The sequence below is a fragment of the Shinella lacus genome, assembly GCF_010994755.1.
Lineage (GTDB): Bacteria > Pseudomonadota > Alphaproteobacteria > Rhizobiales > Rhizobiaceae > Shinella > Shinella lacus.
The window spans coordinates 252,151-277,111 of record NZ_WHSB02000005.1 but is presented as its reverse complement, the minus strand read 5'-3'; the positions used below and the strand labels follow the sequence as shown (position 1 = coordinate 277,111).

Below are 24,961 nucleotides of genomic sequence, written 5' to 3'. Positions count from 1 at the left end.
CTAGCGCCGGCCCCGCCCCGGTCAAGCGGGACAGCTCAGAACCGCGCCTTCATCGTGGCAAGGAAGGTGCGGCCGGGGGCGGGCAGGCGGTCGGCCATGTCGATATCGTTGTCGAAGATGTTCAAGACGCTGAGACCGGCTTCCAGGTGTCCGCTTTCGGATTTCCAGGTAAGCGCGGCGTCCGTCGTAGAATAGGAATCGAGTTCGAGACCGGCCGGGTTGCCGTCCGCATCATAATATTGCGAGCCAAGGCGCGGGCCGACGAAACTTTGAGCTACTGTAGCCGTCCAACGTGAAGGATGCACATAGGTAAAGCCGACCTGCGCGACATAGTCCGGGATCAGCGGCACGTCGAATGACGGGTCCCAGAATTCGGACGTGTCTTTGCTGGTGTTCCAGGTGAAGGATCCGAAAACGCCAAGGCCATCGCCGACCCAATAGTTGGCGCTGAACTGAAGACGGTCGATAGTGCCGGTGCCTGTCAGGAACGTCGTCATCAGGTCTTCCGGCGCCAGCGTTAGGCCGTTGAAGCGCTGGTGCTGGTATTCGACCGCGGTAAAGAAGCGTTCGTTCCATTCGGCATCCCAGCGAACCGCCGTCGTCTCCGTCTGCCCGCTGAAGAACAGCGGCAATTCCATGGGCGAAAGCCCGACAGTCGTGATGGGGGCGAGCGTGTAGTTGCTGACGAACTGCGTATCCTGTCGATAATAGGCGCGCAGCCAATGCTTGTCGGTGGGTGCCCAGGCGACGCCAAGCCGGAAGTCGACAGGTCCCCAGAGCCCGCTTTCGCCATCAAAGCGGGAAACATAAGCGCCTGCCTGGAACTGGAGGCTTTCCGAAAGGTCCAGATAGCCATCGACATAGGTGCGGGTTGCGGAACTGTTGCCGGAGAAGGCACCTAGATCCTCGGTGCCACCTGTCGTCAGGTTGGTAGCAGTCTGCGCGACCTTGAAATTCGTCTCGGCGGCTTCCGCGCCGTAGCGCAATGTCAGCGGGCCGACGCCCAGCATATGGCCGACGCCATAGGTGAAATATTCGTCGCGTGACTTTTCATTGATGCGATAGACGATTTCCTTCTCGTCGATGAATTCCCGCGTGCGGAACTGGCGGCGGCTATCCGTGTCGCTTTTGACAGCGAAAACCTGGATCACATTTCGCTCGGAGATGACGTGGCTCCATGCACCGCCGTACAAAGTGGCCTCCGTCACGATTTCGTTGAAGGGCGCAGGGTTGCTGATTTGGCCCGGATAGCCGATTTCCTGGTCTATCCTGTTGCCGAACAGATAGATGCTGTCCGTCAGGGTCGGCCTGATGCCGATCTGGAAAATGCCGCCTTCGAGATCGTTCGCATCGTTATCCCGCGCGCTGTGAGGCCGGCTGATATCGCCGCGGATGTAGTAGCTGATCGGCAGAGACGTATAAGTCGTGCCCTGGAGGGTTAGATCGTTTGCCCAGCCGAGGTCGGCGCCGTAATCCGACAGCGTGCCGCCGAGCGAGGCCTCGAAGAATGTCCGCGTTTCGAGGCTGTTGCGCTTTTCTTCCGAGGCAATCGACAGTGGATCGAGAAGCCGGGCCTGGAGGTCGGACGCAATCGACGAGCCACCGGACGGGAAACGGTCGAGACCGGAGACTGGCTCCCCGACAAACGGGCTCGTGCGGCCGCCTGCCGCCTCATCGATATAGGTTGTCGACACGAAGGGGTCGAAGGATCGGTCGGCGTAGAAGTCACCCCATTCAGCGAGCCCAACATTGTCAAGCGTCACGCCAAGATAGGACGAAACCTGCCGGTTGGCATCATACCCGGTGTAATACCCGCCGCGGGCCTGACGGCGGCGGAGCGCTTCGCGGGCGTTGAGGATGGCGTCGTCGGCGCGGAACTCCTCGACGGCGATGCCGGCGCGCATCAGCGAGACGCTCGGATTGTCGCGGTCGAAGCGATCGGCATTGTCGAGGGCCTGTGCGGCCTCTTCTGTCGCCCCGCTTTGAAAGTTGGCGATCGCAAGGCCGATCAGCGCGTCGCCGGCGGTCGGGTTGACGGCGGCGGCCTCCTGCAGGGTCTTTTCGCCCTCGGCCGTCTTGCCCATGCGCAGGAGGTAGCGGCCCTTGGCGGCGAGCACGGCATAGGAGGTCGGGTCGAGAGCCTCGCCGGCATCGATTGCCCGCTTTGCGGCGGCCATCTGGTCGTGATCCATCAGGAAGCGCGCGTGGTTGGCATGCAGCACGGCATTTTCCGGGTTGAGGCCGATCGCGCGCCGGTGCGCCGCATCCGCCTCGACGATGGCATTGCGGTCGCTCTGGATGATGCCGATCTCGTTCCAGACCGCGTCGTCGCCCGGCGCTGCCTCCACGGCCTGCGTGAGATCGGCCAGCGCGCCGTCGAGGTCGCTCGAAACGGTGGCGCGGAAGCGGGCGCTGACCAGCAGATGGGACGGGTCGCTCGGATCGAGCGACCGGGCGCGCGCCAGCGCCTCGCGCACCTCGTCGCGCCGATCGAGTTCATAGGCGAGGCTGGCGCGCATCGCCGGCAGGCTGGCCTCTTCGGGAAACCGCCGTTCGGCCTTCTTCAGGATCTCGATCGCCTCGACCTGGCCCTGCATATGGGCGACGACGGTCGCCTGCGCGATCGCCTCGCCGATGGTTGCCGGCGTGCGGTTCAGCGAAGGGGTCTTCACCCGGGCGTCCGGGTCTTTCAGCGAGATCGCGATCCATTCGCCGTAGCGCGCCATGGTGCGCCGCTCGCCGGAAAGCTGCGGCAGGGCCTTGCGGAAGAGCCGGATTGCTTCGTCATACTGCGTGGCCTGGCCGGCGATCATCGCCTCGACCAGCGTTGCACGGGCCTCTAGTGCTGCCGGCAGCGGGCGCGGCAGGTGCGCGAGGGCGGCGGCTGCCGCTGCCCGTCCGTCATAGGCGAGCGCGGTTTCCGCGAGCTTCAGCCAGTCCTCGCGGCTGCGGCCGGCTTCGGGCCTGGCGAGAATGCCGAGCCGCTCGCCGCGCGCGTCACGCGTTCCCTCGCCGCTGATCGGCAGGCCGTTGAAGACGCCGCGGATTTCGCCATAGAGCAGGACCTGCTCGCGCTCTTCCAGATTGACGAGGATATATTTGCGCGGCGCCTGGCCGATCGTGGCGACGGCGCCTTCGCCCTGGCCGACGGTCACTGTGCCTTGCGCGTTGGAAAGCTCGACCGTGCCTTCGAGCACCGTCAGTACCGTGCGGTCGCCCTCGGCGCGCAGCGTCCAGTCGGTCCCGCGGATGGCGGCCGCGGCTGCCGGCGTGTCGACGGTCAGGCCGGTGCCGCCGCGTTCCGCGCGGCCCCAGATCGTGCCGCCTTCGAGGTTGAGTTCGCTGTCGGAGGTGCTGCCGATCTTGCGCACGCGCAGGATCGTCTCACGCGCCATGCGCACCAGCGTGTTGTCGGAAAAGCGGATGGCGAGGCTGCCGACGGCGTTGGTGCGCAGCGTATCGCCGGCAATGAGGTCCTGGTTGACCTCGACGCCGCGCCAGGCCTCGATGTCCACGAAACGGACTTCCTCGCCGGATTTCCGGTCGACGACGGCGCCGTCTGCCACGGAGCCGCGCGGAAAAACCTCGGCGGACGCCGGCAAAAAGCTTCCAACGATCGCAAGGGCGCTCACGCCCAGCTGCAACGCACGCATGTGGTTTGGTTTCGTCCACCCTCGGAGGCGACGATATGGATGCAATTTCCCGGTGTTGTCAACGCGAAGGAGGCAACCGGATCAGCCGAGTTTCCAGGCAATATAGACGAGCGTGGCGGCGATGACCCAGAGCGCCAGCCGGCCGGATCGGCTGTGGCGGGCCTCGGAACGGCCGATCGCCTCGGCGGTTTCCGCATCGAAACGCAGGCCTTTTTCGGTCATGGCCGTGAGTTCCTGCGAGAATTTCTCCGCCTTGGCGGCGATTTCCGGTGCGGCTTCGGCCAGCCGCAGGGCGGCATGCGCGCCGTCGCGCAGATCCGTCAGAAGGCGTTTCGGCCCCAAATTGTCCCGGATCCAGTCGCCGACGACACCCTCGGAGGCCTTCCACATGTTGAAGCGCGGGTTGAGCGTGCGCGACACGCCCTCCACCACCACCATGGTCTTCTGCAGCATGACGAGTTCGGTGCGGGTCTCCATGTCGAAGAGTTCCGTCACCTCGAACAGCAGTGTCAAAAGCTTGGCCATCGAGATGGTCTCGGCCGGTTGCCCGTGGATCGGCTCGCCGATGGCGCGTATCGCCTGGGCGAAGCTTGCCGTGTCGTGGTGCGAGGGCACGTAGCCCGCTTCGAAATGGACGTTGGCGACGCGCTGGTAGTCGCGCGTGATGAAGCCGTAGAGAATCTCGGCGAGGAAGCGGCGTTCCTTCTTGCCGAGCCGCCCGACGATGCCCATGTCGACCGCGACGATGACGCCCTGCGGGTCGACGAAGAGATTGCCCTGGTGCATGTCGGCATGGAAGAAGCCGTCGCGCAGCGTATGGCGCAGGAACGACTGGATCAGCGTGTCGGCGAGCTTGTTCAGGTCGTGGCCGGCGGCGCGCAGGCCGTCGACATCCGACATCTTGATGCCGTCGATCCACTCCATGGTGACGACGTCGCGGCCGGTGCGCTCCCAGTCGACCGTCGGCACGCGGAAGCCAGGGTCGTCGCCCGTGTTCTCGCCGAGCTCGGACAGCGCCGCCGCCTCCAGCCGAAGATCCATCTCGATCTTTGTCGTCTGCTCCAGCGTGCGCGTCACCTCGATGGGCTTCAGCCGGCGCGTGTTGGGCAGGATCGTTTCCTGAAGGTGCGCGGCCGCGTACATGGCTTCCAGATCATGCGCAAAACGCTGCCGCACGCCGGGACGGATGACTTTTACCGCGACACGGCGCTCGCCATTCGCATCGCGTACCGTCGCGGGATGGACCTGCGCGATGGAGGCGGCGGCGATCGGGTCGTCGAAACTGACATAGAGGTCGTCGAGCTTGCGGCCGAGCGAGCCTTCGACCGTGGCCACGGCCGCGGCGCGCGGAAAGGTCGCCATGCGGTCCTGCAGCGCCGAAAGGTCAACGGCGATCTCGGCGCCGACGACGTCCGGCCGGGTCGCCAGGAACTGGCCCATCTTCACATAGGAGGGGCCGAGGCGCTCGATGGCGCGGGCAAGGCGGTCGCCGCGGTCTTCCTTCGCCGCCTTGCGGCGGGCGAGCAGGCCCGCAAAAGCGTGCGCGGTGCGGGCAAGCGGCGGCATGCCCTCCGTCGGCAGCGCCGAGACAACACCCTCGCGCACGAGAACCCAGCCCACGCGGGCAAGGCGAAGATAGGCGCCGAAAACGCTCATGCGGGACGGCTATTCTTGGAAGACACCGCGGTCATGCTCAGAGCTTCCAGCCCGAATGCAGCGCGGCGATGCCGCCGGTATAATTGGTGAAATTGACGCGGGAGAAGCCCGCCGTGCGGATCATCGTCGCAAAGTCCTGCTGGTTCGGGAACTTGCGGATCGATTCCACGAGATACTGGTAGGGCTCCGCCTCGCCGGTGATCATCTTGCCGAATTGCGGGATCGCCTTGAACGACCACGTCTCGTAGAATTTGTCGAGCAACGGCATCTCCACCTCGGAGAATTCCAGCACGAGCAGCCGTCCGCCACGCTTCAGCACACGATAGGCTTCCGACAGCGCCACGTCGATGCGCGGCACGTTGCGGATGCCGAAGGCGATCGTATAGGCATCGAAGCTGCCGCTTTCGAAGGGCAGTTCCTCGGCATTGGCTTCCACGAAGTCGAGATTGGCGGAAAGCCCCTTCTTCGCCGCGCGGTCGGCGCCGACGCCCAGCATCGAGCCGTTGATGTCGAGCACGGTGGCGTGCGCCAGGCGATCGGAGGCCTCAACGATGCGGAAGGCGATGTCGCCCGTGCCACCGGCGACGTCGAGCACTTTGTAGCTAGCGTCCTTGCGCGGGTTCAGGCTCGCGATCATCGCGTCCTTCCAGGCCCGGTGCAGGCCGGCGGACATGACGTCGTTCATGATGTCGTAGCGCTTGGCAACCTTGTGGAAGACGTCGTTGACCAGCGCCTGCTTTTCGCCTTCGGCCACCTGGCGGAAGCCGTAGGAGGTTTCCATGCCGCCGTCCGCGGATGTGCGCTGTTCCGTCATCGTCGTCTCCATGGGCGGTCTGTCGCAGCCGAATTGCCGGAAAGACCATAGCGAATTGGCAAGGGCCGCGCTATCTGAACACCGCGTCCGCCGCTTTGCCGGGTATATAGGACATAGATTGCCGAGAGGGAAATGCCGGGCCGCGGCAAATGCGCTCAAGGTTAAGTCGAAGGAGACAGATATGCCGGAATTGCCGGAAGTGGAAACGGTGAGGCGCGGTTTAGCACCCGTCATGGAAGGGGCACTGATCCGCCAGGCGGAACTGCGCCGTCCGGATCTGCGCTTTCCCTTCCCGCCGGCCTTTTCCGAGGCGCTGAAGGATCGCCGCGTCGTCTCGCTCGGCCGGCGCGCCAAATATCTGCTGATCGACCTCGAGGGCGGCGACGTGGTGATCGCCCATCTCGGCATGTCCGGTTCGTTCCGGGTGGAGGGGCCTGCGCTGCAGACGGAGGCGCCCGGCGACTTCCACATGCCGCGCAGCAAGGACGTGCGCCACGACCATGTCGTCTTCCATCTGGAAACGCCGGAGGGCGAGCGCCGCGTCGTCTACAACGACCCGCGCCGCTTCGGCTTCATGGACCTCGCCCGCCGGGAGAACCTCACCGCCCACGCCTTCTTCCGCGATCTCGGCGCCGAGCCGACCGGCAATACGCTCGACGCCGATTATATAGCGGCAAAGTTCCGCGGCCGGCAGACGCCGCTGAAGGCGGCGCTGCTCGACCAGAAGAACATTGCCGGCCTCGGCAATATCTATGTCTGCGAGGCGCTGTGGCGCGCGCATCTTTCGCCGGAGCGCCTCGCCGGCTCGCTGGTGACGGCGGCGGGCAAGCCGAAGACGGAACTCGTCGTGCTGACGCAGGCGATCCGCGAGGTGATCGCCGATGCGATTGCCGCCGGCGGCTCCACCCTGCGCGACCATATCCGCGCCGATGGCTCGCTCGGCTATTTCCAGCATTCCTTCTCCGTCTACGACCGCGAGAAGGAGCCTTGCCGCACCCCCGGCTGCACGGGCACTATCGGCCGCATCGTGCAGAGCGGCCGGTCGACCTTCCACTGCGCGGCCTGCCAGAAATAAAGCAACGCCAGGAAAAGTGTGCAGCGGTTTTCCGTCCGGCGTTGCGCGACAGAAATAGATCATAAGACAATAAGAGGAGAGAGACATGGCTTATGAAACCCTGCTGGTGGAGACGCGCGGGCGCGTCGGCCTTATCACGCTCAACCGGCCGCAGGCGCTGAACGCGCTGAACAGCCAGTTGCTCGGTGAGCTGAAGGGCGTGCTCGCCGGCTTCGAGGCGGATGAAGGCATCGGCGCGATCGTCATCACCGGCTCGGAAAAGGCCTTTGCCGCCGGGGCGGACATCAAGGAAATGCAGCCTTACGGTTTTGCAGAGGCCGTGCTGGCCGATCTCGCCGCCGGCTGGGACGATGTTGCCGGCTGCCGCAAGCCGATGATCGCGGCCGTCAGCGGCTTTGCGCTCGGCGGCGGCTGCGAGCTCGCCATGATGTGCGACTTCATCATCGCCTCGGAGACGGCAAAGTTCGGCCAGCCGGAAATCACGCTCGCCGTCATGCCCGGCATGGGCGGCACGCAGCGGCTGACCCGCGCGATCGGCAAGGCGAAGGCGATGGACCTCTGCCTGACGGGCCGGCTGATGGATGCCGCGGAAGCCGAACGCTCCGGCCTGGTCGCCCGCGTGGTGGCGCCGGAGAAGCTGCTGGAGGAGGCGCTCGCCGCTGCGGAAAAGATCGCCAGCTTCTCGCTGCCCTCGGTCATGATCGCCAAGGAGGCCGTCAGCCGCGCCTATGAGACGGTGCTGTCGGAAGGCATGCGCGCGGAGCGCCGGCTGTTCCACGCGCTCTTCGCCACGGAGGATCAGAAGGAGGGCATGGCGGCCTTCATCGAGAAGCGCAAGCCGGCGTTCAAGCACCGCTGATCAGGCGATCCGGCGTTTCTTGCAGAATCCGCGTTGACGTCTTCGCGGTTTCCAGCTATACGCCGCCCACAGTTTGGAAAGCCGAATTCTGAGGTTTTCCGATATTGCTCCCGAATTGCTTTGATGACAGGTCGCAGTGACCCGGCACGGCGAGGGCGGAGTTTGTGTCAGATTTCTGAAGAGAGGCATAGATGGCCAATACAACCTCGGCAAAGAAGGCGACCCGCAAGATCGCCGCGCGCACCGCAGTCAACAAGTCGCGCCGCTCGCGCGTCCGCAACTTCATCCGCAAGGTCGAGGAGGCAATCGCCTCCGGTGACCAGGTTCAGGCCGCCGCCGCCCTCAAGGCAGCACAGCCGGAACTGATGCGCGCCGCGACCCGCGGAGTGCTCCATTCCAACACAGCATCCCGCAAGGTTTCGCGTCTGGCGAGCCGCGTGAAGACGATGTCGGCCTGATCGACCCGTCGAGCTATGCAATATTAGAAAAAGCCCGGTGCTCGCACCGGGCTTTTTCTTTGGTTTTTCGACCCCGCTATGGTTAATGTGCAAGGCTCGATCTTGTCAAAACCGTGACGAAAAAATTCCTTTAAATTCAGTTACTTGCGGGAGGTTGGGTGGTCTTACTCCCCCTTTCGTTGCGGGAGTTTGACAGCAATTTGAGTCAAGCGAATTTTTATTTTTTTCGTTTTCCAGCCCTTCCGAAAACAACCCGAAAACAAAGCCATTGATTCCTAACAGATTCTCCACGGGAAAGCTGATTCCGAGTCAGGAAGCCCTCTGCGAGTCAACGCCCGCCCCTTAATTTTGCGTAAAATTCGTGATTGATCTTGCTACCTGATCCTGCCTAAATGCTTTCCACAGGGGGCACGGAAACAAGCCTGAAAATGATCGCCGACAAGACTGTCTCACAAGGCAGCGGTGATTGTTTGTTCCCTGTGACGGAGCGGCTCCGCTTCGTAAAATCATCAAACCGGCAACGCTTGCCCCAGGTGCCCCTGGCACTCTGGCAGTGAGTTTTTGCGACTATTGATTGTGCCGGTTGCAGCTGTGAGGACGGCTGCCGATGAAGAGGGCATGCCCGCTGGACGCTCTACGAGGGGGCGCACAGCGAGGCCACAGACGGGAACGCGGGATCGGGTATGACACCGGATCGTGCCGACCTGAATTGTGTTTGGGAAACAGGATTGTGCCGGAGCAGGGGGCCGGTTCAATCGGGGCACCAGATCCCGGACCGGGCGATTGGCTCGGCACGGCCGGGAGATGGCAAACATGAAAGGCGCCGGCAGGAATGCCGACGTGGCGAATTGAGCATGAAAGGCGGCAAGATGCAGGTGAATACGGCCACCAGAACAGCTGGTGCATTCGCAAACGGGGAAAATGCACTAAAGGCGCTCCCACCAGAAGGGGTGCAGGCGGCGGGGGTTCCATCCGATATGAAGCAGGACGCGATTTTCGAACGGGTCAGTGCGCGCCTCAAAGCGCAGGTTGGTCCGGACGTCTTCGCGAGCTGGTTCGGCCGGTTGAAGATCCATTCCGTTTCCAAGAGCGTGGTGCGCCTTTCGGTGCCGACGACGTTCCTGAAGTCGTGGATCAACAATCGTTATCTCGATCTCATCACCAGCCTGTTCCAGCAGGAGGATGCCGAAATCCTCAAGGTGGAGATCCTGGTGCGCACCGCGACCCGTGGCGTGCGCCCGGGTTCCGTCGACGAGGCCATTGCCGTCGAGCCCGCGCCGCAGGTGCAGTCGTCGCGCCGTCCGGCCGGTGGCCCGCAGCCTGTCGGCAGCGCGGCCGCTTCCGTCACCGCTGCGGCCCAGCCGCGCCAACATTCCGGCCCGCTCTTCGGCTCGCCGCTCGACCAGCGTTACACGTTCGATGCCTTCGTCGAGGGCACCTCGAACCGCGTCGCCCTTGCCGCAGCCCGCACGATCGCGGAAGCCGGTGCCGGCGCCGTGCGCTTCAACCCGCTCTTCGTGCATTCGAGCGTCGGCCTCGGCAAGACGCACCTTCTCCAGGCGATCGCGCTCGGCGCGCTGTCCAGTGCCCGCAACCCGCGCGTCGTCTACCTGACGGCCGAATATTTCATGTGGCGCTTCGCAACCGCCATCCGCGACAATGATGCGCTCTCCCTCAAGGAGACGCTGCGCAACATCGACCTTTTGATCATCGACGACATGCAGTTCCTGCAGGGCAATTCGATCCAGAACGAGTTCTGCCACCTGCTCAACATGCTGCTCGATTCCGCCAAGCAGGTCGTGGTGGCTGCCGACCGCGCGCCCTGGGAGCTGGAATCGCTCGATCCGCGCGTTCGTTCGCGTCTCCAGGGCGGCGTCGCCATCGAAATGGAAGCGCCGGATTACGAAATGCGCCTGGAAATCCTCAAGCGCCGCCTTGCGGCCGCCCAGCAGGAAGACCAGTCGCTCGATATTCCGGTCGAGATCCTCAGCCACGTCGCGCGCAACATCACGGCCAGCGGCCGCGAGCTGGAAGGCGCCTTCAACCAGCTGCTCTTCCGCCGCTCCTTCGAGCCGAACCTCACGATCGAGCGTGTCGACGAACTGCTCGGCCATCTGGTCGCTGCCGGCGAGCCGCGCCGCGTGCGCATCGAGGACATCCAGCGCGTGGTGGCGAAACACTACAACGTCTCGCGCCAGGAACTGGTCTCGAACCGCCGCACGCGCGTCATCGTCAAGCCGCGCCAGATCGCCATGTATCTGTCCAAGACGCTGACGCCGCGCTCCTTCCCGGAGATCGGCCGCCGCTTCGGCGGTCGTGACCACACGACCGTGCTGCATGCCGTGCGCAAGATCGAGGAACTGATCTCGGGCGACACCAAGCTCAGTCACGAGATCGAGCTCCTGAAGCGCCTGATCAACGAATAGGGCTTTCACGCCCCTTCGACAGCTCTGAACGCTGTGCCGTCCTCCGGGTCGCGCACGGCGTTCTGCTTTTGGCAGAACGGATGAGACCGCCGGCATGGACCTGCTCGTCACCTATATGGAACTCCGCACACCGCCAGCGGACCGGCCGGCGCTAGCGGCCCCAAGCGCCAATCTGGAAGTCAGCGCAGAGCGCCTTTCGCTGGAGGACTATCTGTCGCTCTATTGCACCATCGGCGAGCCGTGGACCTGGGACCAGCGCCTGCGCATGCCACAGGATGCCTTGGCGCAACTCCTGTCCGCTCCGTCGACGATCATCTTCGTGCTGCGCGAGAAGGGGCAACCGGTCGGCCTCTGCGAATTCGATGCCGCCAACGAGCAGGACATCGAACTCGTGCATTTCGGCCTCGTTCCGGCGGCCTATGGCCGGCGGCTCGGCCCCTTCCTGCTGGATACGGCGCTCAGGGCGGCGTGGCGGAAGGCGACGCGGCGCATCTGGCTGCACACCGATACGAACGACCATGCGAAGGCGCAGGCGACCTATGCGCGGGCAGGCTTCACGCCCTACCTGCAACGGATTGAAACCTTTCCCGATTGACGCCGCGCATCAGCTTCCGCGCACCGCCCGTGCCTCGTCGGTCAGCCATTGGCGCAGCGCCGTGACGGCCGGCCGGTCGAGCGCACCCGGCGGATAGACGATGTAATAGGCAAGCCCCGTCGACACGCCGCGCGAAAAGGGCGCGACCAGCCGCCGCTCCTGGATTTCCCGCGCCACCAGCGAAAGCCGCACCAGCGCCACCCCGTCGCCGGCCTTTGCCGCCTCGATCGCGCCATTACTGTCGGTGAAGACGGGGCCGCGCATCGCGTCGATGCCGGTGACCCCCATCGCCTCCAGCCAGAGCCGCCAGTCCTGCCGGTGTACGTCGTGGATCAATATATGGTTGGCGAGATCGGCGGGCTCGTCGAGCGGCTCGGTTTCGCGCAATGCCGGCGCGATGACGGGCACGAGGTTGTCGTCGAGCAGCCGTTCGCTGACGAGGCCCTCATAGCGGCCGAACCCGTGCCGGATCGCGATATCCACCCCGTCGCGCACGAAATCGACCAGGCGGTTCGAGGCGCTGATGCGGATGTCGAGGCCGGGAAAGCGCTCTTCGAAATGCGGCAGCCGCGGCACGAGCCATTGGGCGGCGAAGGTCGGCGTACAACTGATCGAGAGCGTCGCGGGGCGGGCGCGGGCGAGAAGCTCGTCGGTCGCCTCGCGCATCAGCCGGAAGGCCGAGCGCATCGCCTTGAAGTACCCCTCGCCATCCTCCGTCAGCGAAAGCCGCCGCGGCCGCCGCTCGAAGAGCTGCACGCCGAGCGTTTGTTCGAGGTCGCGGATCTGCAGGCTCACCGCACCCGGCGTGACATTGAGCTCGCCGGCGGCGAGCGTGACGCTCAGGTGGCGCGCTGCCGCCTCGAAGGCGCGCAGGCCGGACAGGGAGGGAAGACGGCCGCTCATGGTTTAGTTTTCCTCGCTGAATTGTCGAAATATGATCGTTTGTACCAGAGGGAAATAACCGGAATGATAGCGCAACTGCCGGGTTCTTGCACTCGGTCCCATCGTTCGGTTTAGAAAAAATCCCGTAGGAGGCCGCCATGGCTAGCCATCAAATGTCCGCCCGCGAATGGGCTTTGCTCATCGCCCTGTCGCTGCTCTGGGGCGGCTCGTTCCTGTTCAACGGCATCCTCGTGCGCGAGCTGCCGACGCTCACCATCGTCGCGCTCCGCGTGGCGCTCGCGGCAATAGCGCTCTGGACGATCGTGCGGCTCTCCGGCCATGCCGTTCCGAAGAGCCGTGAAGTCTGGCTCGCCTTTCTCGGCATGGGCGTGCTCAACAACATCATCCCCTTTTCGCTGATCGTCTGGGGCCAGACGCATATTGCGAGCGGCCTCGCCTCGATCCTCAATGCTACGACCCCGCTCTTCGCGGTGATCGCCGCCCATCTGCTGACGCAGGACGAGAAGATGACCGGTAGCCGGCTCATCGGCGTGCTGGTGGGTTTTGCGGGCGTGGCCCTGATGATCGGCCCCTCGGTGCTGTCCGATCTCGGCACCAACGTGCTGGCACAGCTCGCCGTGCTCGGCGGCGCCGTCTCCTATTCGATCGCCGGCATTTTCGGCCGCCGCTTCCGCCGCATGGGCCTGCCGCCGCTGCTGCCGGCCGCCGGGCAGGTCACCACGTCTGCGGCTCTGATGCTGCCGGTCGCCTTGATCGTCGATCGGCCATGGACGCTCGCCATGCCCTCGGCGGAAGCCTGGATGGCGCTGTTCGGCCTCGCCTTCCTCGCGACAGCACTCGCCTATGTCATCTTTTTCCGCATCCTTGCGACGGCAGGCGCCACGAACCTGATGCTCGTCACCTTCCTGATCCCGGTGAGCGCCATCCTGCTCGGCGCACTGGTGCTGGGCGAGATGCTGGCGCCGAAACACTTTGCCGGCATGGCGTTGATCGCCGTCGGCCTTGCGGCGATCGACGGACGTCTCTTTCGGTTCTTCATGGAAAAGCGCCGGCCGCTCGGCTCGGATGCCGGAAGCTAGAGCGTTTCCGCTTCTCTTCGAATCGCGAAAACGCTCTAGCTCTTTGTTTTTACGCAGTTCCGGACGCAAAACCGCTGCGCACTTTTGCTGGAATTGCTCTGATCAGCAGGCGAGATCGGCAACGACGGCGTCGAGGATCAGCATGCCGGCAGGCGTACAGCGCAGCCGCGAATTGCCGAGGCGCTCGATGAAACCGTGTTCGATGAGGAACTGTTCGCGGTCCGGGTCCAGGTCGCGGCCGGAAAGGCTCTGCCAGCGGGCGAGGTCGACACCCTCCTTCAGGCGCAGGCCCATCAGCAGCAGCTCGTCCGACTGTGCCTCGTGCTCCAGCAATTCCTGGTCGACCATGCCGTGGCCCCCGGCCTCGACAAGCGACAGCCAGCTTTCCGGCTTCCGTTCCGTCGCGGTCGCAATCTTCGAGCCGCCGGTCGTCAGGCGGCCATGGGCGCCGGGGCCGATGCCGACATAGTCGCCATAACGCCAGTAGGTGAGGTTGTGGCGGCTTTCGGAGCCGGGGCGGGCATGGTTGGAGACCTCGTAGGCCGGCATGCCCTCGCGTTCGGTGATCTCCTGCGTCGCCTCGTAGAGCACGGCGGACTGTTCGCCATCCGGCACCACCAGCTTGCCGGCCTTGTGCAACCCGTAGAAGGGCGTGCCCTCCTCGATGGTGAGCTGGTAGAGCGAGAGATGATCGACGGCGTAGGAGACGGCCTCCTTCAGCTCGCGGTCCCACTCCTCCACCGTCTGGTTCGGGCGGGCATAGATGAGGTCGAAGGACATGCGCGGGAAGATGTCTCGCGCCAGCCGGATCGCCTTCAGCGCATCGGCGACGTCATGCAGCCGGCCAAGGAATTTCAGGTCCCGGTCATTCAGCGCCTGCACGCCAAGCGAGACGCGGTTGACGCCGGCAGCCCGATAGCCGCGAAAACGCTCGGCCTCGACGCTCGACGGATTGGCCTCCATGGTGATCTCAATGCCATCAGGCACATGCCAGTGGCGGGCGATGCCGTTGAGGATCGCGTCGACCGTCTCCGGCGCCATCAGCGAGGGCGTGCCGCCACCCATGAAGATGCTGGTGACCGTGCGCGAGCCGGTGAGGCGGCGCATCGTCGCCATTTCGGTCAAAAAGGCCTGCACGAAGCGCGGCTGGTCGACCGGCTGGTGGCGCACATGGCTGTTGAAGTCGCAATAGGGGCATTTGGCGGCACAGAACGGCCAGTGCACATAGATGCCGAAGCCGGGCTCGGCGAGGTCCGGCCCAAAGCTCTGCCTGATGTCGAGGGGCACCGCCGTCATCCCGCCTCAGGCCGTCAGGCAGGTTTCGACGAAAATCTTGAAGGCGCGGGCGCGGTGCGACAGCGCTGCCGCGTCACCCGGCTTCCAGCCGTGTTTTTGCTCAGCGCTCATCTCGCCGAAGGTCGTCTCGTAGCCCTCGGGCTGGAAGACCGGGTCATAGCCGAAACCCTGCGTCCCGCGCGGTGGCCAGACGACCTGGCCTTCGACCTCGCCGCGGAAGAGTTCCGTATGGCCGTCCGGCCAGGCAAGGCAGAGCACGGAGACGAAACGTGCCGTGCGATCCCTGGCCTCGCTCACACCCTTTTCGGCCAGCGCCTTCTCCACCTTCTCCATGGCCATGGCGAAGTCGCGCGTGCCGTTCGCCGTCTCCGCCCAGTTCGCCGTGTAGGCGCCGGGCGCGCCGTCGAGCGCATCGACGACGAGGCCGGAATCATCCGAAAGGGCGGGCAGGCCGGAGGCCTTCGCCGAGGCGAGCGCCTTGATCGTCGCGTTCTCCTCAAAGGTCGTGCCGGTCTCGTCCGGCTCCTCGAAGTTCAATTCGGCGGCCGACTTGGCGGAGAAGCCGAAGGGGCCGATCAGGTCCTCGATCTCGCGGATCTTTCCCGCATTGTGGCTGGCGACGACGATCGTCTTGGTGTCGAGCTTGCGCATAAGGGTCCTAAGCGATGTTCCAGAGGCCGGGCTCGGCACATTCGAGGCTGTTGCCGGCGGGGTCGCGGAAATAGATGGAGCGGGCGCCGTTCGGCCAACAGAAATCCGCTTCGATGGTGATGCCGGCTTCTACGAGCTTTTCCACCCAGAAATCAAGCTCCGGCCCGGGAACGCGGAAGCAGACATGGCCCGGTCCCGTCGCGCCGTGCACCGGCACGGGAAAGGCATGGGGCGGTGGCGGAACGACGGTCTCCTGCGGATTGAAGATCAGCAGAACGCCGGGGCCGCAGCGGAAGAAGACGTGGCGGTTTGCCTGCCGCGTGATCTTTTCCAGCCCCAGCAGGCCGCCGTAAAAGGCTTCCGCCGCGTCGAGGTCGTCCGCGTAAAGTGCGGTTTCGAGTATCCCTTCGAGCGCGGCGGCCATGGGCAAACCTATCTCAGGCGATCGCCTGCTTCTGCATCTCGACCAGTTCGGCAATGCCGTTGCGGGCGAGCACCATCAGGGAGGAGAATTCCTCCTCGGTGAACGGCTTGCCCTCGGCGGTGCCCTGGATCTCGACGATGCCGCCGGAGCCGGTCATGACGAAGTTGGCGTCCGTCTCGGCGGCGGAATCCTCGAGATAATCGAGGTCGATCACCGACTGGGCGGCGAAGATGCCGCAGGAGATCGCGGCGACATGGTCCTTCAGGACCTTCTCGACCTTGATCATGTTGCGTGCTTCCATCCACTTCAGGCAGTCGTGCAGCGCGATGAAGGCGCCGGTGATGGAGGCGGTGCGCGTGCCGCCGTCTGCCTGGATGACGTCGCAGTCGACGGTGATCTGGCGTTCGCCGAGCGCTTCGAGATCGACGATGGCGCGCAGCGACCGGCCGATGAGGCGCTGGATTTCCTGCGTGCGGCCGCCCTGCTTGCCGGCGGCGGCTTCGCGGCGCATGCGGTCGCCGGTGGCGCGCGGCAGCATGCCGTATTCGGCCGTGACCCAGCCCTTGCCGCTGTTGCGCAGCCACGGCGGCGTCTTGTCTTCCAGGCTGGCGGTGACGAGCACATGCGTGTCGCCGAACTTGACGAGACAGGAGCCTTCGGCATGTTTGGAGATGTTGCGCTCGAAGGAAACCTTGCGCATCTGATCGGTTTTTCTGCCGGACGGCCGCATTGCGAACTCCTCATTGAGATATGTGGGAAGTGCTTTAGACCAGTTCGTCAGGCGAGGGAATGCCGATGCCGCGACGCCAGGGAAAATCCGTTTTGCGCTTACCCGCGAAATCACTATATTCCAGTCGGATAACAGGGTTTGCAGCGAGAAGATGGTTTTGAATAGATCTCCGGGTCCTGAAAGTCAGGCGGCGCTCGACGAGCGTTCGGGTGAGATCTTCCGTCGCATCGTCGAAAGCTATCTGGAAAGCGGCGAGCCGCTTGGCTCGCGCAACCTGTCGCGCATCCTGCCGATGTCGCTCTCGCCCGCCTCCGTGCGCAATGTGATGAGCGACCTGGAAGAACTCGGCCTCATCTACTCGCCGCATATTAGCGCCGGGCGCCTGCCGACGCAGCTCGGCCTGCGCTTCTTCGTCGATGCCTTCATGCAGGTGGGCAATATTTCGGCGGAGGATCGCGCTTCGATCGAGCGCCATGTGCGCCCGCACGGCCAGAAACATTCGGCTGTCGAGACCCTGATGAACGAGGCGAGCCAGGCGCTGTCCGGTATGTCGCGCGGCGCGGGCCTCGTCATCACCACCAAGAACGACGCCGTGCTCAAGCATGTCGAATTCATCCGGCTGGAGCCGACCAAGGCGCTCGTCGTGCTCGTCGGCGATCACGACCAGGTGGAAAACCGCATCATCGAGCTGCCGGCTGGTGTCACCGGCTCGCAGCTCACCGAGGCCGCCAATTTCCTCAACGCCCACCTCGCCGGCAACACGCTGTTGGAGGCGCGCGCGCAGCTGGAGCGCCTGCGCGGCGAGATCAGCGTCGAGCTCGACAAGCTGTCGCAGGATCTCGTCGAGCGCGGCCTCATGGTCTGGTCCGGCGGTTTCGACGAGGGCAAGCCGACGCGGCTCATCGTGCGCGGCCGGGCGAACCTGCTCGAAGGGCTTGCGGGCGCAGAGGATATCGACCGTCTGCGCATGCTGTTCGACGACCTGGAGCGCAAGGACGGCCTGATCGAGCTTCTCAACCTGGCCGAGACCGGCCCGGGCGTACGCATCTTCATCGGCTCGGAAAACAAGCTCTTCTCGCTGTCCGGCTCCTCGCTCATCGTCGCGCCCTATCGCGACAGCGAGGAAAAGATCGTCGGCGCCGTCGGCGTCATCGGGCCGACGCGGCTCAACTATTCCCGTATCGTGCCGATGGTGGACTATACGGCCCAGCTCATGTCGCGGCTTTCGCGTTAAAGCATGCCGCGCAAAAGTGAGCAGCGGTTTTGCGAGAACGGCATGCGGCATATCTGCCCCGGCAATCCGGCCATCGGCCCTTGATTTTTCGGGCTCAAAGCTCGATATCGGGCGCAAACCTCAAAATACAATTCGGAGTACGTCATGACCGACGAGAACAAGAAACACGGACCTGACGAAGCGGTAGAAGACAACGTCACCGCAGAAGCGTCCGCCCTGGAAGAGCTGACCATCGAGGCCGATGCCCCGGCGGAGCCGGACCCGGTGGACGTGCTGCGCACGGAAAATGCCGACCTCAGGGACCGGTATCTCCGCCTTGCCGCCGAGATGGACAACCTGCGCCGCCGCACCGAGCGCGACGTGAAGGATGCAAAATCCTATTCCGTCGCCGGCTTTGCGCGCGACATGCTGGCCGTGTCCGACAACCTGCGCCGCGCGCTGGACGCCATTCCGGCCGATGCGCTGGAAAGCGGCGATGCCGGCTTCAAGGCGCTGGTGGAAGGCGTCGAGATGACCGAGCGCTCGATGCTTGCAGCCCTCGAACGCCACGGCGTGCGCAAGCTCGAGCCGGTCGGCGAGAAGTTCGATCCGAACTTCCACCAGGCGATGTTCGAGGTGCCGAACCCGGAGATTGCCAACAACACGGTCGTGCAGGTCGTGCAGGCCGGTTTCGTCATCGGCGAGCGCGTGCTGCGCCCCGCCATGGTCGGCGTCTCCAAGGGCGGCCCCAAGGCGCCTGCAGGCGAGACCAGCGCCGCTCAGGCCTGATCTTCCTTTTTCGGAAAAAAGAAAAACCGGCGGTCGCAAAACCGCCGGTTTTTTTATGCGAATTGATGACGATCGTTCAGGCGGCGTTCGACGCCTGTTCCTCGCTCAGGCACGCGTAGATGGCGCTCTCGCTGTCGGAGGCGCGCAGCTTCGCCACCATCGCCGGGTCGCGCAGAACGCGGGCGATGCGCGACAGCGCCTTCAGATGGTCCGCACCGGCACCTTCCGGGGCCAGAAGCAGGAAGACGAGGTCGACCGGCTGGTCGTCCAACGCCTCGAAGTCCACAGGGGTCTCGAGCCTCGCGAAGAGGCCGGTGATCTGCGAAAGCTCCTTCAGCTTGCCGTGCGGGATGGCGATGCCATTGCCCACGCCGGTGGAGCCCAGTCGCTCGCGCTGAAGAATGACGTCGAAGATCTCGCGCTCCGGAATCCCGGTGATCTTTGCCGCTTTTGTCGCCAGTTCCTGAAGCAGCTGCTTCTTGGAATTGGCCTTCATCGCCGGAATAATCGCACTTTGCTGCAGCAAACCTGCCAATGCCATGCTTTTGTCCTCGTGAGGCGGGTGAAGGGGTTGAAGAAACGTGGTGCCGTTTTCCGGCACCACGCTCCCGTCACTCAGCCTTTGATATTGGCTGCATCGATCCAGCCAATATTTCCGTCGTTGCGTCGGTAGACGATATTGAGCTGCTCCGATCCGGCGCTGCGGAAGAGAAGAACCGGTTCGTCGGTCATGTCGAGCGCCATGACGGCGCTTGCGACGGACATTGTCCTCAGTTTCTTCGTGCTTTCCGCGACGATGGTCGGCGCGTAGTCCTCGGGAAGTTCATCCTCTTCGTCGGGGACCGAATCCATCACCGTGTAGGCCACTTCTGCAAAGGCATCGTGACCATTGCCGTTGTGGTGTGCCTTGAGTTTGCGCTTGTAGCGGCGCAGGCGTTTCTCGATCCGTTCGGAAGCCGATTGGAAGGCCACCAGGGGATCGTTTGCTTCGCCATTCGCCTGCAAGGCCATTCCCGTATCAAGGTGGATCTTGCAGTCGGCGCTGTACCGCGATCCCGCTTTCTCTACGGTGACCTGGCTCGAATATCCTCCGTCGAAATATTTGGTTACGGCCTCTCCGACCTGGTCTTCAATGCGTTGACGGAAAGTTTCGCCGATTTCCATATGTTTACCGGATACACGCACACTCATGGAGGTTTCCTCTCGTTCGTGATTTGCGCGCAACAGTCTATTCCAACCTTACCCACGTTCCAAGCGTTTCACGCAGGCGATGCAATTTGCCTCGCATACGGCAGAAAAGTGGGGATATGTCTGGAATTCCGGCCTTCTTCTCTTCAGAATTGGGCCGCGCATTAGCCCGTTCCAGCTGCGAAGTCAATTGGCGGATTCAGGCATTCTTAACTTCTCATGTCCTCAAACGCCGGTTCTCCCGGCTTTGTTTCAGGACGCGGCCGCTTTCGCATGCGCCCGTTTTTCGCGCCGGCGCTGCACGGAGGAGGGGATGTTCATCGCCTCGCGATATTTCGCGACCGTGCGGCGGGCAAGATCGACGCCGCCCTTGCGCAGCACGTCGACGATGTCGTCGTCCGACAGCACGGCATCCGGCTGCTCCTGGGCGATCATCGTGCGGATGCGGTGGCGCACGCTCTCGGCCGAATGCGAATCGCCGCCCTCGGCCGAGCCGATCGACACGGTGAAGAAATATTTGAGCTCGAACAGGCCGCGCGGCGTCAGCATGAACTTGTTGGAGGTGACGCGGCTCACCGTCGATTCGTGCATCTTGATGGCTTCAGCGATCGTCTTCAGGTTCAACGGCCGCAGGTGGTCGACGCCGTGCATCAGGAAGGCATCCTGCTGGCGCACGATCTCGGTCGCCACCTTCATGATGGTGCGGGCGCGCTGGTCGAGGCTGCGCGTCAGCCAGTTGGCGGTCTGCAGGCATTCGTTGAGGAAACCCTGGTCCTCGCTGTCGCGGCTCGTGCGGCTCGAGACGGCGGCGTAATATTCCCGGTTGACGAGCACGCGTGGCAGGGTGTCGGCGTTGAGTTCGACATGCCAGGTGCCGTCAGGTGCTGCGCGCACGACGATATCCGGCACCACGGCCTCCGAGGCGCTCGTCTCGTAGCGCGTGCCGGGCTTCGGGTCGAGCTTGCGGATCTCCGCCAGCATGTCGAGCAGGTCTTCCTCGTTGACGCCGCACAGCTTCTTCAGCGTCGCGAAGTCGCGCCGGGCGAGAAGTTCGAGATTGTCGATCAGCGTCGCCATGGCCGGATCGAACCGGTCGCGCGCGCGCAGCTGGATGGCGAGGCATTCGCTGAGCGAGCGGGCGAAGACGCCGGGCGGATCGAGCTCCTGGAGCCTGTAGAGCACCCGGTCGACCTCGGCGACGGGCTTGCCGAGCCTGAGCGCCGTCTCGGCGGTGCTGCCTTGCAGATAGCCGGCTTCGTCGAGCTGGTCGACGAGATGCTGGGCGACCAGCCGATCGATCGGATCGGCAAGCAGGAAGGGGATCTGCGCGCCAAGAACGTCGCGCAGCGTCTCGCGGCCCGCCACGAAATCGTCGAGGTCATAACCTTCGCCGCCCTCGCTGCCGGGCATGGATTTCCACTGGCCGAGGAGTTCCGGCGCATCCGCCGCGCGTGGCCCGGCATCGTCGGGAAACATGTTGTCGAGGCCGGCGTCGCTCGTGTCGGACGCGCTTCCCGCACTCGCCGTGGCGGAATCGTAGAGGTCGGGCTGAAAGCCCTCCTCGCCGCCCACATCTTCGGCACGCGTGCGGTCCTCGTTGGGCAAGGAATAGGCATCGGCGCCGCGCTCGTCGTCGCGCGCGCCCTCGTCGCCGGAAACCACTTCGAGCAGCGGATTTTTCTCCAACTCCTGCTCGATGAACTGGTTCAGCTCCAGATGCGTCATCTGCAACAGCTGGATCGACTGCATCAGCTGCGGTGTCATCACCAGCGACTGGCTTTGGCGCAGGAAAAGGCTGGCTGCGAGTGCCATGCGGACGCTCTACTCCCCGGGAAACCCGTCCAGGACGGGTGCAAATTCCAACTGGCCCAAAAATTGCTTTTTTGAGGAGTTTGGTCAAGCGCCAGCCGCGCTTTATGCGTCAGAGGCTGAAATTGTCGCCGAGATAGAGGCGGCGCACATCCGGATTGGCGACGATATCGTTCGCCCGGCCATGCGTCAGCACTTCGCCGGCATGGATGATATAGGCCCGGTCGATGAGGCCGAGCGTCTCGCGCACATTGTGGTCGGTGATGAGAACGCCGATGCCGCGCGAGGTGAGATGGCGCACCAGCGCCTGGATGTCGGCGACCGAGATGGGATCGACACCGGCAAAGGGTTCGTCGAGCAGCATGAAGGTCGGGTCCGTGGCGAGCGCGCGGGCAATTTCGAGGCGGCGGCGTTCACCGCCGGACAGCGAGATGGCCGGCGCTTTTCTCAGATGCGAGATCGAGAATTCGGCAAGCAGGCTGTCGAGTTTCTTCTCGCGCTGCGCCTTGTCCTTGTCGTGCACTTCGAGCACGGCGCGGATGTTCTCCTCGACCGTTAGCCCACGAAAGATCGAGGCTTCCTGCGGCAGGTAGCCGACGCCGAGGCGGGCGCGGCGATACATCGGCATGGTCGTGACGTCGTTGCCGTTGATCTCGATCGAGCCTTCGTCGACAGGCACGAGGCCGGTGATCATGTAGAAACAGGTCGTCTTGCCCGCACCGTTCGGGCCGAGCAGGCCGACGGCCTCGCCGCGGCGCACGACGAGCGACACGCCGTTGACGACGCGCCGGTCGCGATAGGTCTTGGTCAACCCGCGGGCAATGAGGGTCCCTTCGTAGCGCGAAAGATCGGCGGTACGCTGGGGCTCCTGCGCAGCCTTCTTGGGACGGCGCGTCAGGCGGGTGAGCAAAGAGGAAGACACCTGGGAACGCTATCTCAATTCGTGGTCTTGCGCGACTTCGGGTCGAGCTGGATCATGACGCGGCCGCCGCAGGCATCGAGCTTGGCCTCGCCGGTACGCATGGTGACGAGCAACTGGCAGCCAACGAAGACGTTCTTGCCTTCCGACAGCACGACCTTCTCGCCCTTCAGCAGCAGGGTCTCGTTGACGAGGTTGAACGTGCCGGTATCGGCGGTCGCTTCCTGCGTGCCGGACTTGAGATAGACCTTTTCCGAAACGTCGATCTTCTCGATATCCGCATCGCCGCTCGCCACGGAACCCTGTCCGCCGGCTGCGTAGTAAACGATCATCTTGCCCGCCTGGAGTGTCGTCGTGCCCTGCACGACCTTCACGTTGCCGGAAAATTCGGCCTTGTTCTCCTGGTCGCGGATCTCAAGCTTGTCGCTCTGGATCTGGATCGGCTGGTCGTTCGATAGCTGCATGCCCTTCATGCGGCTCGACGTCTGCTGGGCGCCCGCGGGAACCGAGATCAGCGTGAGGCCTGTGGCAAGAACGAAGATGCTGGCGGCCCGGAGCGGGGCGGAGAGAGTGGCGAACATGGCGCTCTTACTTTTCTCGGTTGCGGATGGCGGCAGGATCGACGTCGACGACGACCTTGCCCTCGAAGACGACGATCCGGCCTTTATCCGTCATTCTCAGCGACTGCGCAACAATGGATGCTTCGCGCGAGCGGATGGAAACCGGCTCCTGCGTCGACATGTTGCCGCCGTCTATATCGAGATGGGCGGAGCGGAAGGCGGCTTCGAGGCCGGTGTTGAGGCTGATGGTGAAGGGGGCGATCATATCGAGCAGGTTCTTGCCCCGATCGTAGACGCCGGTGGCGGCCACGACCTCGGCAATCGTGCTCTCGTTGACCGGCACCTTGGCCTTGATGTTTTCCAATGTCAGCACGTCCGGCTGCTTCATATCCTGCAGCGCCCGCTCGGCCTTCATCGAATAGCTGATGCCGTCATTGTTGCGCCCGGAGATTGCCGGATTGCGCATCACGATCTTGCCGTCTTCGATGGAGGCGCTTTCGACCTGCAATTCGGTGGGCAGATAAGTGCGCACGATCGAGACGATGACGAAGACAACGGCGACGATGATGGCGGCGACCGGCAGCGCGACTTTCAGAAAGCGCACACGGGCGGAGTGCCGCGTCGCGAGGCGATAAGCCGCGGCGGATACGCCTGTGCCCTGTGCACCCATCGGTGCTTCTGCCACGGTGTCCAGCATTGTACCTGCTAAATATCTTGCCGATATGGCCTTCGCTGCGAAACGAGGGACCCTCGGATAACGGGCCCCATATGGCGATTATTCCTGAACAAACAATGTCTGCCCAAGAAAGTTCAGCGACGAATTGCCATTTGCTTCTGGAATGCCATATCGATAGGGCCTTCGGCAAGCCACCTGAAAGTCTAGGGGCGCCAGCATCGAGGACAGGGAATGGATCACTCCGCCATCGCCGACCGCCGGCAACTGCGCCGCAAGCTCACCTTCTGGCGGGTCGTCGCCGTTCTGATCGCGCTTGCCGTCATCCTTGCGGCCGCCGCCTGGCGCTGGCCGGGCAGCGGCGCACGCGACCATATCGCGCGGGTCAGCATTTCCGGCATCATCCAGGACGATGCCGAGCTGCTGGAGCGCCTCGACCGCATCGCCCGCAACGACCGGGCCAAGGCGCTCGTCGTGACGATCTCGTCGCCGGGCGGCACCACTTATGGCGGCGAGGTCATCTTCAAGGCGCTGCGCAAGGTGGCGGAAAAGAAGCCGGTCGTCTCGGACGTGCGCACGCTTGCCGCCTCGGCCGGCTATATGATCGCGACCGCCGGCGACACGATCATAGCCGGCGAAAGTTCGATCACCGGCTCGATCGGTGTGCTCTTCCAGTATCCGCAGATGAAGGAGCTGATGGACAAGATCGGCGTCTCGCTGGAGGAAATCAAATCCGCGCCGCTGAAGGCCGAGCCCTCGCCGTTCCACCCGGCCAGCGAAGAGGCGAAGACGATGATCCGCGCCATGGTGATGGACAGCTACGACTGGTTCGTCGACCTCGTCGTCGAGCGCCGCAAGCTGCCGCGCGCCGACGTGCTGCGCCTTGCCGACGGCAGCATCTTCACCGGCCGGCAGGCGCTGGCCGCCAAACTCGTCGACAAGCTCGGCGGTCCGGAGGAGATTCGCGCCTATCTCGACGAGCGCAAGGTGCCCGCCGATCTGCCCTTCGTCGACTACGAGGCGGTGAAGCGCTCGGGGATTTCGTGGATCGGCAGCAGTGCCCGCGATTTTGCACGTTCCGTCTTCGGCCTGCCGCTCGATCTTCAACCGACGATCGAAAAGCTGACCGGCGAAAAGTTGTTTCTTGACGGTCTTGTTTCGGTTTGGCAGGTTGATCGTGATTGAAAAACA

The 24,961-nt window shown here is 63.9% G+C and carries 23 protein-coding genes; 9 read left to right on the top strand and 14 right to left on the bottom strand.

Annotation, left to right across the window (positions count from 1 at the left end):
* Window positions 1–35: 35 nt before the first annotated feature.
* The 3 genes from GB927_RS15740 to ubiE form a co-directional block, all read right to left on the bottom strand.
* Window positions 36–3,653, bottom strand: coding sequence for a FecR domain-containing protein (locus GB927_RS15740; protein ID WP_256118114.1), 3,618 nt, complete (start codon window positions 3,651–3,653; stop codon window positions 36–38).
* 81 nt (window positions 3,654–3,734) lie between these two features.
* On the bottom strand, window positions 3,735–5,309 hold the full coding sequence (gene ubiB / locus GB927_RS15735; protein ID WP_256118113.1) for a 2-polyprenylphenol 6-hydroxylase: 1,575 nt from the start codon (window positions 5,307–5,309) through the stop codon (window positions 3,735–3,737).
* 37 nt (window positions 5,310–5,346) lie between these two features.
* Window positions 5,347–6,123 carry a bifunctional demethylmenaquinone methyltransferase/2-methoxy-6-polyprenyl-1,4-benzoquinol methylase UbiE gene (gene ubiE, locus GB927_RS15730; RefSeq protein ID WP_256118112.1) on the bottom strand — a complete coding sequence of 259 codons (777 nt, stop codon included), beginning with the start codon at window positions 6,121–6,123 and terminating at the stop codon, window positions 5,347–5,349.
* 181 nt (window positions 6,124–6,304) lie between these two features.
* On the opposite strand from ubiE, the gene mutM reads away from it, so the two are divergent.
* The 5 genes from mutM (at window position 6,305) to GB927_RS15705 (ending at window position 11,536) form a co-directional block, all read left to right on the top strand.
* On the top strand, window positions 6,305–7,198 hold the full coding sequence (gene mutM, locus GB927_RS15725) for a bifunctional DNA-formamidopyrimidine glycosylase/DNA-(apurinic or apyrimidinic site) lyase (protein ID WP_256118111.1): 894 nt from the start codon (window positions 6,305–6,307) through the stop codon (window positions 7,196–7,198).
* An 85-nt stretch (window positions 7,199–7,283) separates the two neighbouring features.
* Window positions 7,284–8,057, top strand: a complete 774-nt coding sequence (locus tag GB927_RS15720) for an enoyl-CoA hydratase (protein ID WP_256118110.1) — start codon at window positions 7,284–7,286, stop codon at window positions 8,055–8,057.
* A gap of 191 nt (window positions 8,058–8,248) precedes the next feature.
* A complete protein-coding gene (gene rpsT / locus GB927_RS15715) occupies window positions 8,249–8,515 on the top strand; it encodes a 30S ribosomal protein S20 (protein WP_256118109.1) in 267 nt (88 codons plus the stop codon).
* 977 nt (window positions 8,516–9,492) lie between these two features.
* Window positions 9,493–10,941 (top strand): chromosomal replication initiator protein DnaA, encoded by a 1,449-nt coding sequence (gene dnaA, locus GB927_RS15710; RefSeq protein ID WP_369431659.1) that lies wholly within the window; start codon window positions 9,493–9,495, stop codon window positions 10,939–10,941.
* A gap of 94 nt (window positions 10,942–11,035) precedes the next feature.
* A complete protein-coding gene (locus tag GB927_RS15705) occupies window positions 11,036–11,536 on the top strand; it encodes a GNAT family N-acetyltransferase (protein WP_256118107.1) in 501 nt (166 codons plus the stop codon).
* Window positions 11,537–11,545: 9 nt separating this feature from the next.
* On the opposite strand, the gene gcvA is transcribed toward GB927_RS15705, so the two are convergent.
* Window positions 11,546–12,439: a transcriptional regulator GcvA gene (gene gcvA, locus GB927_RS15700; RefSeq protein WP_256118106.1), complete on the bottom strand. Its 894-nt coding sequence runs from the start codon at window positions 12,437–12,439 to the stop codon at window positions 11,546–11,548.
* Window positions 12,440–12,576: 137 nt separating this feature from the next.
* On the opposite strand from gcvA, the gene GB927_RS15695 reads away from it, so the two are divergent.
* On the top strand, window positions 12,577–13,518 hold the full coding sequence (locus tag GB927_RS15695; RefSeq protein WP_256118105.1) for a DMT family transporter: 942 nt from the start codon (window positions 12,577–12,579) through the stop codon (window positions 13,516–13,518).
* Between the two features lie 102 nt (window positions 13,519–13,620).
* On the opposite strand, the gene hemW is transcribed toward GB927_RS15695, so the two are convergent.
* Genes hemW through rph form a run of 4 tightly spaced genes read right to left on the bottom strand, consistent with a single transcriptional unit; the run spans window position 13,621 to window position 16,619 of the window.
* A complete protein-coding gene (gene hemW, locus GB927_RS15690; protein WP_256118104.1) occupies window positions 13,621–14,814 on the bottom strand; it encodes a radical SAM family heme chaperone HemW in 1,194 nt (397 codons plus the stop codon).
* 6 nt (window positions 14,815–14,820) lie between these two features.
* Complete coding sequence (gene rdgB / locus GB927_RS15685) at window positions 14,821–15,465, bottom strand: RdgB/HAM1 family non-canonical purine NTP pyrophosphatase (RefSeq protein WP_256118103.1); 645 nt, start codon at window positions 15,463–15,465, stop codon at window positions 14,821–14,823.
* 7 nt (window positions 15,466–15,472) lie between these two features.
* Entirely contained in the window at window positions 15,473–15,889 is a 417-nt protein-coding gene (locus GB927_RS15680; RefSeq protein WP_256118102.1) for a VOC family protein, read from the bottom strand.
* Between the two features lie 13 nt (window positions 15,890–15,902).
* Window positions 15,903–16,619, bottom strand: coding sequence for a ribonuclease PH (rph, locus tag GB927_RS15675; protein ID WP_256118101.1), 717 nt, complete (start codon window positions 16,617–16,619; stop codon window positions 15,903–15,905).
* A gap of 157 nt (window positions 16,620–16,776) precedes the next feature.
* Here rph and hrcA point away from each other — a divergent pair, with 157 nt between their 5' ends.
* Both hrcA and grpE read left to right on the top strand, forming a co-directional pair.
* Window positions 16,777–17,853, top strand: coding sequence for a heat-inducible transcriptional repressor HrcA (gene hrcA, locus GB927_RS15670; protein WP_256118100.1), 1,077 nt, complete (start codon window positions 16,777–16,779; stop codon window positions 17,851–17,853).
* A 144-nt stretch (window positions 17,854–17,997) separates the two neighbouring features.
* Entirely contained in the window at window positions 17,998–18,621 is a 624-nt protein-coding gene (grpE, locus tag GB927_RS15665) for a nucleotide exchange factor GrpE (RefSeq protein WP_256118099.1), read from the top strand.
* A gap of 76 nt (window positions 18,622–18,697) precedes the next feature.
* On the opposite strand, the gene ptsN is transcribed toward grpE, so the two are convergent.
* The 6 genes from ptsN to lptC form a co-directional block, all read right to left on the bottom strand.
* Complete coding sequence (gene ptsN / locus GB927_RS15660; RefSeq protein WP_256118098.1) at window positions 18,698–19,162, bottom strand: PTS IIA-like nitrogen regulatory protein PtsN; 465 nt, start codon at window positions 19,160–19,162, stop codon at window positions 18,698–18,700.
* A 74-nt stretch (window positions 19,163–19,236) separates the two neighbouring features.
* Entirely contained in the window at window positions 19,237–19,812 is a 576-nt protein-coding gene (gene hpf, locus GB927_RS15655; RefSeq protein ID WP_069060208.1) for a ribosome hibernation-promoting factor, HPF/YfiA family, read from the bottom strand.
* Window positions 19,813–20,061: 249 nt separating this feature from the next.
* Window positions 20,062–21,621: an RNA polymerase factor sigma-54 gene (gene rpoN / locus GB927_RS15650; RefSeq protein ID WP_256118096.1), complete on the bottom strand. Its 1,560-nt coding sequence runs from the start codon at window positions 21,619–21,621 to the stop codon at window positions 20,062–20,064.
* 109 nt (window positions 21,622–21,730) lie between these two features.
* On the bottom strand, window positions 21,731–22,528 hold the full coding sequence (gene lptB, locus GB927_RS15645; protein ID WP_439615074.1) for an LPS export ABC transporter ATP-binding protein: 798 nt from the start codon (window positions 22,526–22,528) through the stop codon (window positions 21,731–21,733).
* Window positions 22,529–22,554: 26 nt separating this feature from the next.
* Window positions 22,555–23,118, bottom strand: coding sequence for an LptA/OstA family protein (locus GB927_RS15640; RefSeq protein ID WP_256118095.1), 564 nt, complete (start codon window positions 23,116–23,118; stop codon window positions 22,555–22,557).
* Window positions 23,119–23,125: 7 nt separating this feature from the next.
* Window positions 23,126–23,794 (bottom strand): LPS export ABC transporter periplasmic protein LptC, encoded by a 669-nt coding sequence (gene lptC / locus GB927_RS15635; RefSeq protein WP_256118094.1) that lies wholly within the window; start codon window positions 23,792–23,794, stop codon window positions 23,126–23,128.
* 210 nt (window positions 23,795–24,004) lie between these two features.
* Here lptC and sppA point away from each other — a divergent pair, with 210 nt between their 5' ends.
* Window positions 24,005–24,955, top strand: coding sequence for a signal peptide peptidase SppA (gene sppA, locus GB927_RS15630; RefSeq protein WP_256118093.1), 951 nt, complete (start codon window positions 24,005–24,007; stop codon window positions 24,953–24,955).
* Window positions 24,956–24,961: the final 6 nt, after the last annotated feature.

Coding starts and splice junctions, on each gene's coding strand:
- GB927_RS15640 (WP_256118095.1), bottom strand. CDS start 23,118: ATGTTCGCCACTCTCTCCGCCCCGCTCCGGGCCGCCAGCATCTTCGTT.
- rpoN (WP_256118096.1), bottom strand. CDS start 21,621: ATGGCACTCGCAGCCAGCCTTTTCCTGCGCCAAAGCCAGTCGCTGGTG.
- GB927_RS15705 (WP_256118107.1), top strand. CDS start 11,036: ATGGACCTGCTCGTCACCTATATGGAACTCCGCACACCGCCAGCGGAC.
- ptsN (WP_256118098.1), bottom strand. CDS start 19,162: ATGGCATTGGCAGGTTTGCTGCAGCAAAGTGCGATTATTCCGGCGATG.
- grpE (WP_256118099.1), top strand. CDS start 17,998: ATGACCGACGAGAACAAGAAACACGGACCTGACGAAGCGGTAGAAGAC.
- ubiB (WP_256118113.1), bottom strand. CDS start 5,309: ATGAGCGTTTTCGGCGCCTATCTTCGCCTTGCCCGCGTGGGCTGGGTT.
- GB927_RS15740 (WP_256118114.1), bottom strand. CDS start 3,653: ATGCGTGCGTTGCAGCTGGGCGTGAGCGCCCTTGCGATCGTTGGAAGC.
- GB927_RS15720 (WP_256118110.1), top strand. CDS start 7,284: ATGGCTTATGAAACCCTGCTGGTGGAGACGCGCGGGCGCGTCGGCCTT.
- gcvA (WP_256118106.1), bottom strand. CDS start 12,439: ATGAGCGGCCGTCTTCCCTCCCTGTCCGGCCTGCGCGCCTTCGAGGCG.
- hemW (WP_256118104.1), bottom strand. CDS start 14,814: ATGACGGCGGTGCCCCTCGACATCAGGCAGAGCTTTGGGCCGGACCTC.
- GB927_RS15680 (WP_256118102.1), bottom strand. CDS start 15,889: ATGGCCGCCGCGCTCGAAGGGATACTCGAAACCGCACTTTACGCGGAC.
- mutM (WP_256118111.1), top strand. CDS start 6,305: ATGCCGGAATTGCCGGAAGTGGAAACGGTGAGGCGCGGTTTAGCACCC.
- hpf (WP_069060208.1), bottom strand. CDS start 19,812: ATGAGTGTGCGTGTATCCGGTAAACATATGGAAATCGGCGAAACTTTC.
- rpsT (WP_256118109.1), top strand. CDS start 8,249: ATGGCCAATACAACCTCGGCAAAGAAGGCGACCCGCAAGATCGCCGCG.
- rph (WP_256118101.1), bottom strand. CDS start 16,619: ATGCGGCCGTCCGGCAGAAAAACCGATCAGATGCGCAAGGTTTCCTTC.
- rdgB (WP_256118103.1), bottom strand. CDS start 15,465: ATGCGCAAGCTCGACACCAAGACGATCGTCGTCGCCAGCCACAATGCG.
- lptC (WP_256118094.1), bottom strand. CDS start 23,794: ATGCTGGACACCGTGGCAGAAGCACCGATGGGTGCACAGGGCACAGGC.
- sppA (WP_256118093.1), top strand. CDS start 24,005: ATGGATCACTCCGCCATCGCCGACCGCCGGCAACTGCGCCGCAAGCTC.
- ubiE (WP_256118112.1), bottom strand. CDS start 6,123: ATGACGGAACAGCGCACATCCGCGGACGGCGGCATGGAAACCTCCTAC.
- dnaA (WP_369431659.1), top strand. CDS start 9,493: ATGAAGCAGGACGCGATTTTCGAACGGGTCAGTGCGCGCCTCAAAGCG.
- GB927_RS15695 (WP_256118105.1), top strand. CDS start 12,577: ATGGCTAGCCATCAAATGTCCGCCCGCGAATGGGCTTTGCTCATCGCC.